Source organism: Micromonospora xinjiangensis (assembly GCF_056150165.1).
Window position 1 is genome coordinate 1,136,866 of sequence record NZ_JAXCFO010000001.1, and the last position, 13,309, is coordinate 1,150,174.

Annotated in this window: 15 protein-coding genes; 4 read left to right on the forward strand and 11 right to left on the reverse strand. The window is 73.9% G+C overall.

The genetic code is table 11. The features are described from left to right. Positions 1 to 17: 17 nt before the first annotated feature. From SM573_RS05425 to SM573_RS05440, 4 genes are all read right to left on the reverse strand, one after another. The gene (locus tag SM573_RS05425) at positions 18 to 701 is read right to left on the reverse strand and encodes a dienelactone hydrolase family protein (protein ID WP_474611757.1); all 684 of its coding nucleotides are present in this window, start codon (positions 699 to 701) and stop codon (positions 18 to 20) included. Positions 702 to 910: 209 nt separating this feature from the next. Further along, entirely contained in the window at positions 911 to 1,411 is a 501-nt protein-coding gene (locus SM573_RS05430) for an LppU/SCO3897 family protein (RefSeq protein ID WP_474611756.1), read from the reverse strand. A gap of 171 nt (positions 1,412 to 1,582) precedes the next feature. Beyond that, positions 1,583 to 2,605 carry an HAAS signaling domain-containing protein gene (locus tag SM573_RS05435; RefSeq protein ID WP_474615605.1) on the reverse strand — a complete coding sequence of 341 codons (1,023 nt, stop codon included), beginning with the start codon at positions 2,603 to 2,605 and terminating at the stop codon, positions 1,583 to 1,585. Continuing rightward, on the reverse strand, positions 2,602 to 2,934 hold the full coding sequence (locus SM573_RS05440; RefSeq protein ID WP_474615606.1) for a PadR family transcriptional regulator: 333 nt from the start codon (positions 2,932 to 2,934) through the stop codon (positions 2,602 to 2,604). Before SM573_RS05440 ends, SM573_RS05435 begins: the two co-directional genes overlap by 4 nt. Positions 2,935 to 3,083: 149 nt before the next feature. Here SM573_RS05440 and SM573_RS05445 point away from each other — a divergent pair, with 149 nt between their 5' ends. Continuing rightward, positions 3,084 to 3,710, forward strand: a complete 627-nt coding sequence (locus SM573_RS05445; RefSeq protein WP_474615607.1) for a LysE family translocator — start codon at positions 3,084 to 3,086, stop codon at positions 3,708 to 3,710. An 84-nt stretch (positions 3,711 to 3,794) separates the two neighbouring features. Here SM573_RS05445 and SM573_RS05450 read toward each other — a convergent pair whose 3' ends face one another. After that, complete coding sequence (locus SM573_RS05450; protein WP_474615740.1) at positions 3,795 to 4,724, reverse strand: Ppx/GppA phosphatase family protein; 930 nt, start codon at positions 4,722 to 4,724, stop codon at positions 3,795 to 3,797. Between the two features lie 90 nt (positions 4,725 to 4,814). Continuing rightward, a complete protein-coding gene (locus SM573_RS05455) occupies positions 4,815 to 5,795 on the reverse strand; it encodes an ArsR/SmtB family transcription factor (RefSeq protein WP_474615608.1) in 981 nt (326 codons plus the stop codon). Positions 5,796 to 5,892: 97 nt separating this feature from the next. On the opposite strand from SM573_RS05455, the gene SM573_RS05460 reads away from it, so the two are divergent. Beyond that, positions 5,893 to 6,774 (forward strand): CE1 family esterase, encoded by an 882-nt coding sequence (locus SM573_RS05460; RefSeq protein WP_474611751.1) that lies wholly within the window; start codon positions 5,893 to 5,895, stop codon positions 6,772 to 6,774. A gap of 17 nt (positions 6,775 to 6,791) precedes the next feature. Here the strand turns inward: SM573_RS05460 and SM573_RS05465 are convergent, their stop codons facing one another. Genes SM573_RS05465 through eno form a run of 4 tightly spaced genes read right to left on the reverse strand, consistent with a single transcriptional unit; the run spans position 6,792 to position 9,852 of the window. Beyond that, complete coding sequence (locus tag SM573_RS05465; RefSeq protein WP_474611750.1) at positions 6,792 to 7,301, reverse strand: amino-acid N-acetyltransferase; 510 nt, start codon at positions 7,299 to 7,301, stop codon at positions 6,792 to 6,794. Positions 7,302 to 7,308: 7 nt separating this feature from the next. Next, positions 7,309 to 7,866 carry a DUF501 domain-containing protein gene (locus SM573_RS05470; RefSeq protein WP_474611749.1) on the reverse strand — a complete coding sequence of 186 codons (558 nt, stop codon included), beginning with the start codon at positions 7,864 to 7,866 and terminating at the stop codon, positions 7,309 to 7,311. Positions 7,867 to 7,900: 34 nt separating this feature from the next. After that, positions 7,901 to 8,536 carry an FtsB family cell division protein gene (locus tag SM573_RS05475; protein ID WP_474611748.1) on the reverse strand — a complete coding sequence of 212 codons (636 nt, stop codon included), beginning with the start codon at positions 8,534 to 8,536 and terminating at the stop codon, positions 7,901 to 7,903. A gap of 32 nt (positions 8,537 to 8,568) precedes the next feature. Further along, positions 8,569 to 9,852 (reverse strand): phosphopyruvate hydratase, encoded by a 1,284-nt coding sequence (eno, locus tag SM573_RS05480; RefSeq protein WP_474611747.1) that lies wholly within the window; start codon positions 9,850 to 9,852, stop codon positions 8,569 to 8,571. Positions 9,853 to 10,079: 227 nt separating this feature from the next. Here eno and SM573_RS05485 point away from each other — a divergent pair, with 227 nt between their 5' ends. Together SM573_RS05485 and nudC are read left to right on the forward strand one after the other, a co-directional pair. Beyond that, positions 10,080 to 10,772 carry a hypothetical protein gene (locus SM573_RS05485; protein WP_474611746.1) on the forward strand — a complete coding sequence of 231 codons (693 nt, stop codon included), beginning with the start codon at positions 10,080 to 10,082 and terminating at the stop codon, positions 10,770 to 10,772. Continuing rightward, entirely contained in the window at positions 10,769 to 11,656 is an 888-nt protein-coding gene (gene nudC, locus SM573_RS05490; protein ID WP_474615609.1) for an NAD(+) diphosphatase, read from the forward strand. Before SM573_RS05485 ends, nudC begins: the two co-directional genes overlap by 4 nt. A gap of 11 nt (positions 11,657 to 11,667) precedes the next feature. Here the strand turns inward: nudC and SM573_RS05495 are convergent, their stop codons facing one another. Then, positions 11,668 to 13,287, reverse strand: coding sequence for a DUF885 domain-containing protein (locus SM573_RS05495; protein ID WP_474611744.1), 1,620 nt, complete (start codon positions 13,285 to 13,287; stop codon positions 11,668 to 11,670). Between the last annotated feature and the right edge of the window lie 22 nt (positions 13,288 to 13,309).

Here is a 13,309-nt window from a genome sequence, read left to right on the forward strand (position 1 = left end):
CGTCGGGCGTACGCGGCTCAGCCAAGCTTGGCCCGGAAGAGTTCGAGGGTGCGGGCCCAGGCGGTGGCGGCGGCACGCTGGTCGTAGTTCTCCGGCCGGTCCTCGTTGAAGAAGGCGTGCGCGGTGCCCGGGTAGTCGTACGTCTGGCAGGTGCCGCCGGCGGTCTCGATGGCCCGGCGTACGGTCTGCACGCCCTCGTCGGCGGAGGTGCCGTCGGCCTCGGAGCAGTGCACGACCGCCGCCTTGCCCGCGTAGTCGTGCCACTCGCCGCTCATCCCGTCCCAGGGAAGGCGGGGGTAGAAGGCCGCGGTGGCCACGATCCGCTCCGACTTGGTGGCCGCCCAGAGGGCGAGGCTGGCCCCGGCGCAGAAGCCGGCGCACCCGATTTTGCCGGCGACCTCGGTGCGGCCGGCGAGGTAGTCGGCCGCGGCGGAGATGTCGGCCGCCGCCTCGTCCATCTGCACGCTGTTCAGGATCTGCCGCGGCTCGCTCGGCTTGCTGGCCGGCCCGCCGTGCCGGAAGTCCGGAGCGAGGGCCACGAAGCCCGCCTCGGCGAACCGGTCGACGACAGCCCGTACGTGGGGCACGAGACCCCACCAGTCCTGGATGACGATGACCGCCGGGCTGGCCGCACCGCCGGAGGGTATCGCGAGATACCCCTCACCCGCGCCCTCACTGCGGTACCTCACCATTTCGCCCATCGGCCCATCCTCCCAGCGGTCAGTCATCGTTGGCTGGTCGCCCAGTGCCGGTAGCCTGCCACGCCGGGACCGCGCCGGGAAGACGCCGGAGCAGTGGCATTCACCTCCCGTTCACCGGTGCTCGCGCCGGGTACGGCGACGGCGGCGCGAGGAGCTCGCGCCGCCGTCGTCGATGGCTCACGCCGGTCGAACCGGCCGGCCGGGGGTGGTCAGGACTTCTTGGTCAGGCAGAGCAGGTAGCCGGTCTTGCCCGGCTCGATGCTGTAGAAGAGGTAGCCCTCCTCGTTCTCCTTGATGTACTGCTCGCACGCGGTGCCGGCCTGGGCCTGCGCCTCGGTCTGCCCGTCGACGCGACCGACCACGTTGTACGCCGCCTCGGTCGAGGTGCAGTCGACGACCTTGGCGTCGTCGACCTCCTCCTCCTCGGTGCCGGTGACCTCGGGCAGCTCGGCGATGCAGTCGCCGGCCTTCGCCTCCGCCGTGGGGTCCTTGTCGAAGAAGTTGCCGATCGCGCTGGCGAGGCCGAACTTGAGACCCGCGATGACCACGAACACGACGATCGCGCCGACGATGCCGAGCGCCTTCTTCGCGCCGGACTTCTTCGCCTCCGGCTCGGCCGGGGGCGGCACCTGTGCGCCCGGCTCGGGCTGCGCGCCCGGCTGAGGCTGCTCGGGGTTGGCCGAGGGGGGCGGTGCGACCTGCTCTGACACGGGGGTTCCTTCCGAGGGGTGGATGAGCAGACGACACCGTAGCGATCATCAACTCCGCCCGCCGCCCCGTCGGCCTCATCCGTTCAGCCATTTCCCAGCTTGTCCAGCTACCTCACAGCTTCGGGCTCCCGGTCGGCCGGGTGGCGGCGACCGGGAGCCCGCGGCGGACGTTCAGCGGGTGGCGCTGGGCGTGGCCGTCGGCGCGGAGCTGGCAGTCGGCGCCGGCGTCGCGCTCGGGGCCACCGTGGCGCTCGCACCGGCACTGGCCGTGGGGTCCGGCGCGCCGGTCGACGACGGGGTCGCGAGCGGTGGCAGGACCGGCGACGGCGACGCGCCGCTCGGCGCCCGCGGCGCGAAGGGCGCCTGCTCCGGGCAGTAGGGGTACGGGCGCAGCAGCGGGTTGCCGTGGTACGGGTCCCGTTCGTCCACACAGTCCGGATAGCCGAGCCGGATGGGGTTGCCGTTCTGGTCGAAGAGCCGGGCGTTCTCCACGAGCCGCCCCTCGCTGTCGTAGACGAAGACGTCCCGGACCTCGTCGTACGGGTTGACCACGCCCGCGGGGTGGTAGCCGTAGTCGCCGCCCCACTGGGCGCGCTCGTCGACGTTGACCACCGTCACCAGGCCGAAGAAGACGAGCACCACCGTGGCGGCGTACAGCGCGTAGCGCGGCCACCGCCGTCGGACGCCACGACGGCCGAGCCAGATCGAGGCGAGCACGCAGCCGACGAGCAGCACCAGCCCGGCGAACTCGCTCAGGAACGGCCGGGGCAGGAGGCCGAAGTCGGCCCCGAGCATCGTGGCGACCAGCAGGGCGGCCAGATAGCCGCGCAGCACCCACCAGGCCGGTCGGAGCAGTCGCAGGAAGTCACTCGCGGTCGCGTACCCCAGCGGGGGGCCCAGCCGGACGTCGAGGGCGCGCAACCGGCGGCGCACCCGACCCACGGCGACGGCCAGCCGCTGGTCGAGGTTGCGTCCGGAGCGCGCCGGCGCGCCGGCCGCGGCCCGCAGCTCGGCCGCGTACGTCTCGGGTGCGCCGAGGCGGTCGACCAGCGAGCCGCCCGCCTCCGCGGCGACCTCGGCCAGGTGCTCGGCCAGGTCCTCGGTCAACTCGTCGAGCACCGACGGCGGCAGGTCGGCCAGGGCCGCCCGGACCCGGCCGACGTAATCCGTGATCTCCTGCTCCGTGACGGTCACGCCGCCACCCCCCGTTCGTCGAGCAGTGTGTCCATGGTGGTGGCGAACGAGCGCCAGGTCTTGCCGGAGCGGGTCAGCTGGTCCCGCCCGGCCGCGTTCAGCGAGTAGTACTTCCGGTGCGGGCCGGACTCGCTCGGCACGACGTAGGTCGTCAGCAGCCCGGCGGCGAAGAGCCGGCGCAGGGTGCCGTAGACCGACGCGTCACCGACCTCGTCGAGACCGGCCTCCCGCAGCCTGCGGAGGATGTCGTAGCCGTAACCGTCCTCGTCACGGAGCACCGCGAGCACGGCGAGATCCAGCACGCCCTTGAGGAGCTGGGTGGTATCCACGCATCGCACACTAGTGCGCGATGCGTAATACCGTCAAGGACGCGGTAGCGACGCCGCGTCGCCTGACGGTGCACAGTGGACCGGCCCTGCGCCGCACGGGCGGTCCGCGGGGCCGGTGGTGTGTCGGCGGGGCGGCGTAGGGTCGAACCATGTCGTGGGGCAGCTACGGATCGTTCCTGGTCTTCGCCCTGGTGCTGATCCTCATCCCGGGCCCGGACTTCGCGGTGGTCACCCGCAACACCCTGGCCTCCGGCCGGCGTCGTGGGAGGTGGAGCGCCCTCGGCGTGACCGTCTCCAACGCCGTCCAGGGCATCGCGGCGGCGGCCGGGCTCGGCGCGCTCGTCGTCCGCTCCCAGCCGCTGTTCGAGGCGATCCGCTGGGCCGGCGTGGCCTACCTGGCCTACCTCGGTGTGCAGGCGTGGCGTTCGGCGTGGTTGGGGCACTATCCGCCGCTCGTCGACGGTGAGGCCCCGCCCGGCCAGGCGCTCACCGGCTTCCGGCAGGGCTTCCTGTCCAACATCACCAACCCGAAGGTGCTGGCCTTCTATCTGGCGGTGCTCCCCCAGTTCGTCGGCGGGTCGGCGCCTCTCGCCGTGCTCGTCGCCTTCGCGCTCAGCCACGCGGTGCTCTCGCTGGCCTACCTGCTCGTCCTGGTCGGCGCGCTGCACCGCGCCCGGCAGGTGCTCTCCCGACGGCGGGTCCGCCGCTGGCTGGACGGCCTCACCGGGGTCGCCCTGCTCGGCTTCGGCGTCCGCCTCGCCACCGAACGCGCCTGACCACCGCGACAAGGGGTCGCCCGCGCGACCGCCCGTCCCCGGACGTCCCGGCCCGGCGCGCACCCCACGGGCGGGCGCCGTCGGCTACGCGAGGCTCCAGGCGATGCCGTCGAGGATGTCGTGCTCGGAGGCGACCACGGAGGGCATGCCGGCCCGTTCCATGATCACTCGCAGCACGAGTGCACCCGCACCGATCACGTCCGCCCGGCCCGGGTGCATGACCGGGATGGCCAGCCGCTGCTCCCGCTTCCTGGTCAGCAGGTCCCCGGTCACCTCCGCGACCGCCTCGTAGGGAACCCGGGCGTGGTGGATGCGCCCCGGGTCGTACGCCTCGAGGCCCAGGGCGATGGCCACCACGGTCGTGACCGACCCGGCGAGCCCGACCAGCGTGGCCGCCTCGCGGCCCGGTACGACCTCCAGCGCCCGGTCGACGGCGGCCGCGATGTCGGCCTGCGCGGCGGCCACCTCGTCCGGGGTGGGCGGGTCACCATGCAGATGCCGCTCGGTCATCCGGACGCAGCCGATGTCCATCGACACCGCCGCCCGCACCCCGCCCTCGCGGGACCCCACCACGAACTCCGTGGAGCCACCGCCGATGTCCACCACGAGAAACGGCTCCTTCGCGTCGCGGGGCAGGCCCCGCACCGCACCCGTGAACGACAGCCGCGCCTCCTCGTCACCGCTGACCACCTCGGGAGCGACCCCCAGGGTCCGCTCGACCATGGCACGGAACTCGTCGGCGTTCGCGGCGTCACGGGTCGCCGAGGTGGCGGCCATGCGGACCCGCTCAGCCCCGAACCGCTCGATCTCGGCGGCGTAGTCGGCCAGAGCCACCCGGGTCCGCTCGATCGCCTCCGGGGCGAGCCGACCCGTCCGGTCCACGCCCTGCCCGAGCCGAACGATCTCCATCCGCCGGCTGAGGTCGGCCAGCGGCGCCTCCGGCCCGGCGTCGGGGTCGGGCAGGTCGGCGACCAGGAGCCGGATCGAGTTCGTTCCGCAGTCGATGGCGGCCACGCGCGTCGTCACGCCCGCCACCCTACGGCAGCCCGCGGGCCCGGACCGGAGTCCCCGCCGCTCCCCGCCGCCGGCCCACGCGTCACGACGTCACGGCGGGGGCGCGCCGAGCAGGTGTTCGCCCAGCGACGTCAACCGGTGCCGGACGGCCCCGCCGTCGCGGTCGGTGGCGAGCAGACCGGCCGCGCGCAAGGCCGTGGCGTGCTCCGACGCCGAGGCGAGACTGATCCCGGTGGCCCGCGCGAGCGTCGTGGTGCTGTGCGTGCCCGGCTCGGCGAGGCGGCGAAGCACCGCGGCCCGGGTCCGGCCGAGCACCCGGGCGAGCGGATCCCCCTCGGGTGCCCGCGCGGGAGCACCGACCGCGACGGGATAGACCAGCAGCACCGGTCGGCCCGGTTCCACGCGCACCCGGGGACGCAGCCCGGCCAGCGCGGACGGCACCAGGATCAACCCGTGGCCGGTGCCCGGCAGGTCGCCGTCCCACCACGTGTCGACGTCCAGCACCGGCGGGTTCCAGCGGATGAGCGGGTGCAGCCCGCCGAGCAGCCCATCCAGCCCGGTGGTGGCGTACCGCTCGGCCGCCGCGGTCACCTGACGGCGGTGGGCGAGCGCCAGGTCCGCCCAGTGCGGTGCGAGCACCGCGTCGAACCAGGTGCGAGTCGCCCGGGCGAGCAGGTCGAACACCTCCGGGTCGGCGGCCGCGAAGCGCCGGCGCAGTGGCGTGGCCGGCAGCTCGGCGTACGCGTCGACGACGTCCGCCCGCACCCGTCGGACCGGCGTGGCGCGGATCGCGTCCAGGCCCGCCGCCAGCGAGTCGAGCCCGTCGAACGGGGTCAGGAAGTCCGGGAGCCGGCCACGGGCGGGCAGCAGGTGCCGGAGCGCGGCGGCGGCGGCCCGCACGTCGTCGTACGCCGCCACCTCGGCGGCCCGCTCCGCCAGTGCGGGCGCGGTGGCGGCGGCCGTCGGACCGCGCAGCGCCTGGCTGGCGAGCACCGCCGTGCCGACCGGGTGCAGGCGGTCGGCGAAGCGGACGTTGCGCAGGTCCGCCGGGCGGAGCCGGAGTCGAAGCATGCGATGAGCCTGCCCGCCTTCGGCCGTCGCCGAAAGGGTTGACCGGGCGCCGGCTCGCGTCCGAGGGTGTGCGCCATCGGGGACGAAGGGACGGGGCATGCGACGGCTTCTGGCGCTGGCGGCGGCGGGACTGGTGCTCACCGGTACCGCGTGTGACGGGGGCGCCGCCACGCCAGGGCCCTCGGCGACCGGCAGCACGGTGGCGCCGGGCCCCGGCGACCACCGGCTGACCCTCAGCCACGGCGGGGGCGAGCGCAGCTATCTCCTGCACGCCCCGCCCGCCTACGACCGGACGGAGCCGATCCCCCTGATCGTCGCGCTGCACCCCTATCCGGGCACCGGCGCCGCGATGCGGGAGATGACCGGGTTCGACGCCGTCGCCGACCGGGAGAACGCCCTGGTGGCCTACCCGGACGGAGTCTCGGGCGGCTTCAACGCCCTCATCTGCTGCGGCGACGAGGACGACGTCGGCTTCCTCACCGCCCTCACCACGCATCTGGTGGACGCCTGGGGCGCCGATCCCGACCGGATCTACCTCACGGGCATCTCGAACGGCGGTGACATGAGTTTCCGGGCCGCCGTGGAGGCGGCCGGTGTCTTCGCCGCCATCGGCGCGGTCAGCGGCGGCTACAGCGGCCCTCGCACCGAGCCGGACGACTACGTGCCGAAGCAGCCCGTGTCGGTGATCACCTTCATCGGCGGGCAGGACCGTTACGCCGACGTCTTCCGCGACGGCGTGCGGACCTGGCAGCGACGGCTGAGGTGCGAGGCGGCACCGGCCGGTCCGGCCGGCCCGCGCGGAGCGAGCCGTACCGAGGCCCGCTGTGCCGACGGCAGCGACGTGGTCGTCCACACCCTGCCCGAGATGGGTCACTCGTGGCCCGGAGCGACCAGCGGACAGCTCGCCGACCCCGACGCGGGGCTCACCGCCACCGAGCTGATCTGGGAATTCTTCGCCGCCCACCCGCGCCGCTCCTGACCGGAACGGCTCGCTGGTCAGAGTCGCAGCAGCATCCGGGTGTTGCCGAGCGTGTTCGGCTTCACCCGCTCCAGGTCGAGGAACTCCGCGACGCCCTCGTCGTACGAGCGCAGCAACTGCTCGAAGACCGGCTGCGGCACCGGAGCGCCGTCGATCTCGGTGAAGCCGAACGACCCGAAGAACCGGGTCTCGAAGGTGAGCACGAAGATCCGGGCGACACCCAGCTCTCGCGCCGCGTCGATCAGCTCGCCGACGATGCGGTGCCCGATCTTCCGCCCCCGGTAGGTGGGGTCGACGGCGACCGTACGGATCTCGGCGAGGTCCTCCCACATCACGTGCAGGGCGCCGCACCCGACCACGGTGTCGTCGTCGGCGCGCGCCGCGACCCGGAACTCCTGCACGTCCTCGTAGAGCGTGACGGTCGCCTTGCTGAGCAACCGGCGGTCGTCGGTGTAGGTGTCCACCAGCCGGCGGATCCCCCGCACGTCACGGGTGCGGGCACGCCGTACCACGATCTCGTCGGTCACCGCGGGCTCACTCGGCCGCCGGCACGTCCACGCACGGCCCCGTGGTCCACCAGGGCTCGACGAGCGACAACGTCTCGTCGCCGAACGGGTTCACCCCGGGGCCCGCGGCCAGCGCGTGGCCCAGGTGCACGTGCAGGCACTTCACCCGCCCCGGCATCCCGCCCGCGGAGATGCCCGCGATCTCCGGGACGTGGCCGATCGCCTCGCGGCGGGCCAGGTAGTCCTCGTGCGCGGCCCGGTAGCGGTCGGCCAGCTCCGGGTCGGCCGCCAGCCGCTCGGCCATCTCCTTCATGAGCCCGGCCGACTCCAGCCGGCTGCACGCCCCCGTCGCGCGAGGGCAGGTCAGGTAGAACAGCGTCGGGAAGGGGGTGCCGTCGGCGAGCCGCGGCGTCGTCTCCACCACGTCGGGCAGGCCGCACGGGCAGCGGTGCGCCACCGCCCGGGTGCCACGCGGCGGGCGGCCCAGCTGCGCGGCCACCGCCGCGAGGTCGGCCTCGGTGGCCGGTTCCCGCTCCGGCGGGCTCACGGAATCCGCCGCCGGCTCCTGCGGTGGTACGACAGTCACGGTCCCCATCTCTCGTTCGCTGCTCGGCTGGTGCTCAGTTGGTGGGCTGCTCGCCGTTCGCCGCCCGCACGCTCGACCAGAGCGTGTCGTACCACGGATCCGGCTCCGCCGGCGCGCTCGGCGTCGTCCGCCCCGCGTCCCGGGCCGCGCCCTCCGGGTCGTTGAGCACGATCACCAGCTTCTCCCCGGGCCGACCGTAGAAGAAGCGTTCCCGGGCCTTCGTCTCGATGAAGGCCGGGTCGTTCCAGTTCTCCGCCTCGGCCGACAGCCGGGCGATCAGCCGCTCCTGCTCCGCCTGGGCGGCCTCCATCCGCTCGATGTCGGCCTGCTGGTCGAGGTAGACCCGCACCGGGTAGGTGTAGGCCAGCGCGAGCGCGATGAGCACCGCGAAGAGGACTGTGGCCCGACCGGTGAAGCGTCGGGGGCGGGGTGCGGACAGCCGCTTGACCGGGCCACCGGCGCCGGTGCGCCGGGCCGCGGCCGGTCGGCTCGCGGAGCGTACGCCGTCGACGCCGCGCACGGCACCCGGCGCGCGGCCGGCGGTGCCCCGCGGCTCGGCCCGGACGCCGGCCTCCCGGACCGGCCGGGCGGCGCGGGCCCCGCCCGGCCGGCCGGACTGGCCGGGCCGGCGGGCGGGACGCTGACCACCCGGTGTGCGGCGCTGCTGCATCGTCACACCCCTCCCCCGAGGCCTCGCGCGTCTCAGGCGGAACGGTAGCGCGGGAACGCGCCCGCGCCGGCGTACCGCGCCGCGTCGCCCAGCTCCTCCTCGATCCGCAGGAGCTGGTTGTACTTGGCGACCCGGTCGGAACGGGCCGGGGCGCCCGTCTTGATCTGGCCGCAGCCGGTGGCCACGGCGAGGTCGGCGATGGTGGTGTCCTCGGTCTCGCCGGAGCGGTGGCTCATCATGCACATGAAGCCGGCCCGGTGGGCCAGGTCCACCGCGTCGAGGGTCTCGGTGAGCGAGCCGATCTGGTTCACCTTGACCAGCACCGCGTTGGCCGCCTTCTCGGCGATGCCCCGGGCGATGCGCTGCGGGTTCGTCACGAACAGGTCGTCGCCGACGATCTGGATGCGGTCGCCGACCGCGGCGGTCAGCGTCTGCCAGCCGCTCCAGTCGTCCTCGGAGAGCGGGTCCTCGATCGACACGATCGGGTAGTCGCCGATGAGCTTGGTGTAGTAGTTGCTCATCTCCTCGGCGGACTTCTGCGCGCCCTCGAACGTGTAGACGCCGTTCTCGCAGAACTCCGTCGCGGCCACGTCGAGCGCGAACACGATGTCGCTGCCGAGCCGGTAGCCAGCCTTCTCGACCGCCTCGGCGATCAGGTCCAGGGCCGCCGAGTTGGTCGGGAGGTTCGGCGCGAAGCCGCCCTCGTCGCCGAGGCCGGTGGAGAGGTCCTTCTTCTTCAGCACCGACTTCAGCGCGTGGTAGACCTCCGCGCCGGAGCGCAGCGCCTCGCGGAAGCTGGGCGCGCCGATCGGCGCGATCATGAACTCCTGGATGTCGACGTTGGAGTCGGCGTGGGCGCCACCGTTGAGGATGTTCATCATCGGCACCGGCAGGAGGTGCGCGTTCGGGCCGCCCAGGTAGCGGAAGAGGCTCAGCTCGGCGCTGCCCGCCGCCGCCTTCGCTACCGCCAGGGAAACCCCGAGGATCGCGTTCGCGCCCAGCTCGGACTTGGTGTCCGTGCCGTCGATGTCGAGCATCTTCTGGTCGATCAGGCGCTGCTCGCTGGCCTCGTAGCCGATGATCTGGTCGACGATGCGGTCCTCGATGTTCGAGACGGCCTTCTCGACGCCCTTGCCCTGGTAGCGGTCGGCGTCACCGTCGCGCAGCTCGAGCGCCTCGAAGGCGCCGGTGGAGGCGCCGGAGGGCACCGCGGCGCGAGCCACCGTGCCGTCGTCCAGGCCGACCTCGACCTCGACGGTCGGGTTGCCCCGCGAGTCGAGAATCTCCCGGGCGACGATTCCCTCGATGGTTGCCACTGAGTCGCTCCTCGTATGTGTCGTTCGGGTGCGGGCCGCGACGGTGCGGCTGAGGCAGGTGTTGAACGCAGCGTAGCGGGCGACGATTGGGCGCGGGCGGTCCGGGCGCACGGACGCCCATCCGAAACCTGCCGTTCGCAACATCGTGCCCGGACATTCCCGGATTCTCCGGCCTCAACCGGCAACGGGTTTGCGTCGTGTGGACTCGATCTATAAGGCTGGGTCACATGCCCGCCGCCTCGACGAAACTCCGCATGCTCGCCGCGACGGTGATCGCGTCGCTCACGGTAACCGGCTGTCAGACCCTGGACGACGCCGGACAGGTGGTCGGGCGAGCCGATCTCGTCAACGACCTCGCCTCCCGGCTGGACCGGGCGCTCGAGCTGACGTACTCGGCCGACTACCAGCTCTCCGGCGGGAAGACCGCCTCCATCGCCCAGGCGCAGGACCCGGCCCGGTCCGCGTACAGCTATCCGGGCGGCAAGGTCACCGTCACCGACGAGGCGACCACCCTGTGCGAGGCGGCCGGCGACCGTACGGTCTGCACGCTGGCCCCGCCGCCGGTGCCCGGCGGCAAGCCCTCGGTGGCCGTCTTCACCGAGGCCAAGCGGCGCGGCCTGGTCACCCCGCCGGTGGTGGTGGGCATGCTGACGGCCGCCGCGCTCGACCCCGCGGCGGTCATCGAGCAGAGCGACACCACCGTGGCCGGGCACCACGCCACCTGCGTCGAGGTGGACCGTACGGGCGAGGAGTTCAGCGCCTGCGTGACCACCGAGGGGGCGCTGGGCAGCTTCACCGGGCTGGTCGACGGCCGGTCCGTGGAGCTGGCGCTGAGCAACTACTCGGAGACGGTCGACGGCGCGGCGTTCGAGCTGCCGCCCGGCGCCGGCGTCGTCGACCGGCGCTCGACCACCTCGTGACCGACCGGCCCTCGCCCGACCGGCCCGGCGCGGGCGAGCCGGTGTTCGTGCCCGGCGCCGCGATCGCCGGTACGCCCGAGCCGCAGCAAGTCGCCCTGGCGGTGGCCGACCGCAAGCTGCTGCTCGGCCCCGACGGGCGGTTTCCCCGGATCGCCGACGTGCCCACGGGCACCGGCTGGGTGCCACTCGGCCGGCTGGACGGTGTGCCGGCCTGGGGCACCACGGTCACGGCCGGCGCGCCCGGGCGCTGGGTCACCTGGCCGGTCCTCGCCGCCGAACTGCCCGGCTCGCTCGCCGCGCTGGCCGGTCGCGCCCTGCAGGTGACGGCCTGGCGGCACAGCCACCGCTGGTGCGGAGCCTGCCGCGCCGAGATGACCGACGTGCCGGGAGAGGCGGCCCGCCGCTGCCCCGACTGCGCGCTCTACGTGCCGATGCAGCTCTCCCCCGCGGTGCTGGTGGCGATCACCCGTCCCGGGCCCGCCAACCGCCCCGACGAGCTGCTGCTGGTGCGGCACTCGTACGGGCCGACCGGGCTGTGGGCACTGGTGGCCGGCTTCGTCGAGGCGGGCGAGACCCTGGAGGCGGCGGTGCACCGGGAGGTCGGCGAGGAGGTCGGCGTGGCCGTCACCGACCTGGCCTACTTCGGCAGCCAGCCCTGGGCGATGTCCGGCCCCGGTGTGCTGCTCACCGGCTTCACCGCCACGGCCGCCGAGCCGAACGCCGAGCCGGTGGTGGACGGCCGGGAACTCGTGCGGGCGCGCTGGTTCCCGCTCGACGCGCTGCCGACCGAGCTGCCGCCCGCGTACTCCATCTCCCGCTGGCTGATCGACGCCGCCGCGACCGGCGCCCGCCGCCCGTCTCCCGGCGTCGCCCCGCCGGGCTGAGGCGCGCGGGGTCAGAGGCCGAGAAGGGTGCGCAGATGGCGCGGCGGCGGGCAGTTGTGGGCGAGCATCGCATCGTGCCAGTCGCGCCGCGACACGCCCTCCGGCCGGGCCGCCGCGATATCGGCGATCTCGCTGTAGCCCACGAAGTACGTGGAGAGCTGGGTGGAGGTGAGCAGCGCCCGCCGCCACTTCCCGGCCGCCTCACCCTCCTCCTGGAATCCGCGCCCGGTCATCAGCGCCATCGCCTCCGCCTCGGGCAGCTCCTCGCAGTGCACCAGCTGGTCGAGCAACGCGTTGATGGTCATCCGCAGCTGCATCTTGAGCTGCTGCAACCGCACCGGCAGCCCGCCGAAGCCGAGCCCGGTCATCACCTCCTCGGCGTAGACCGCCCAGCCCTCGATGAAGGGGCCGGAGCGCGCCAGCGCCCGCACCCGCGTCGTCCCGGCGTGGCGGCGGGCGTGCGCGAGCTGGAGGAAGTGCCCGGGCATCGCCTCGTGCACGGTGAGGTTGCGGACCATGTGGTCGTTGTACTCGCGGTAGAACGACTCGACCCGGTGCGCCGGCCAGTCCACCGGGGTCGGCGCGATGCAGTAGAACGTGGGCACATCCGCCGTCTCCAGCGGGCCCGGCGAGTCGCAGTAGGCCACCGCCACGCCCCGGGCGAACTCCGGCATCTCCTGGATCACGCACGGGTCGTCGACCAGGGTCACGAGGTCGTGGGCGCGGACGAAGTCGGTCGCCTCGTCCAGGGTCACCCCCGCCAGGTCCACGATGGTGTGGTCGTCCGGGTGCTCGGCGGCGAGCAGGTCCAGCGCCCGCCGTACGGTCTCGTCGTCGGCCGGGCCGCCGACCAGCTCGACGGCCGCCTCCCGGATCTGCGCGGTGACCCGGTCCAGGTTGGCCCACGCGCGCTTGAGGATCTCCGCGGCGCCCAGCTCGGTGTCGAGGGTGTGCCAGAGGCGGGCCTCCCAGCGGCGCCGGCCCAGCCGCGGGTCTCGCCCAGGGCCGGAGTCGGCGGCCAGCCCGGCCCGCAGCCAGGCGACGAACTCCTCCAGCGCGGCGATCGCCGCGGTGGCGGCCGGCTCGACCCGGTCGTGCAGCTCCGGGGCCTGGGTCAGCAGCGCCGGCACCTCGTCGCGGATCAGCGCCGCCGTGCCGGTGAACTGCCCGACCGCGGTCTCCGCGTGGATCCTCGGCATGTCCCGCAGCGTTCCGCGGGCGATCGCCAGCGTGTCCGGGATGGCGGCGAGCCGCCCGGCGAGCTGGGTCAGCCGTACGTCCGCGGGGGCGTACGGGCGGGCGACGATCGCGTGCAGCAGCGGGCCGGGGTTGTGCCGCAGCGGGTCCCACTCGTACGACCGGATCTCGGTCAGCTCGAACAGCTCCCGGTCGACGAGCGCGCTGAGCAGGGCGTGGTCGACCTGCTCCTCGACCTCCAGCATGCCCGGGTCGAGGTCGGAGAGCGCGTTGGCCGCCTCGGTGAGCATGCTGCGGTCGGCGGCGCGGCCGTCGGGCGAGAAGTCGGGCAGCCGGTCGTCGAAGCGGTGGTCACCGGCGGACGTGGCGAGCCCGGGACGGCTCTCCAGCAGCGCCTCGACGATCCGCTCGGCCAGCGGGGCGAACGATTCCACCCGCCGACCCTACCGGCACCCG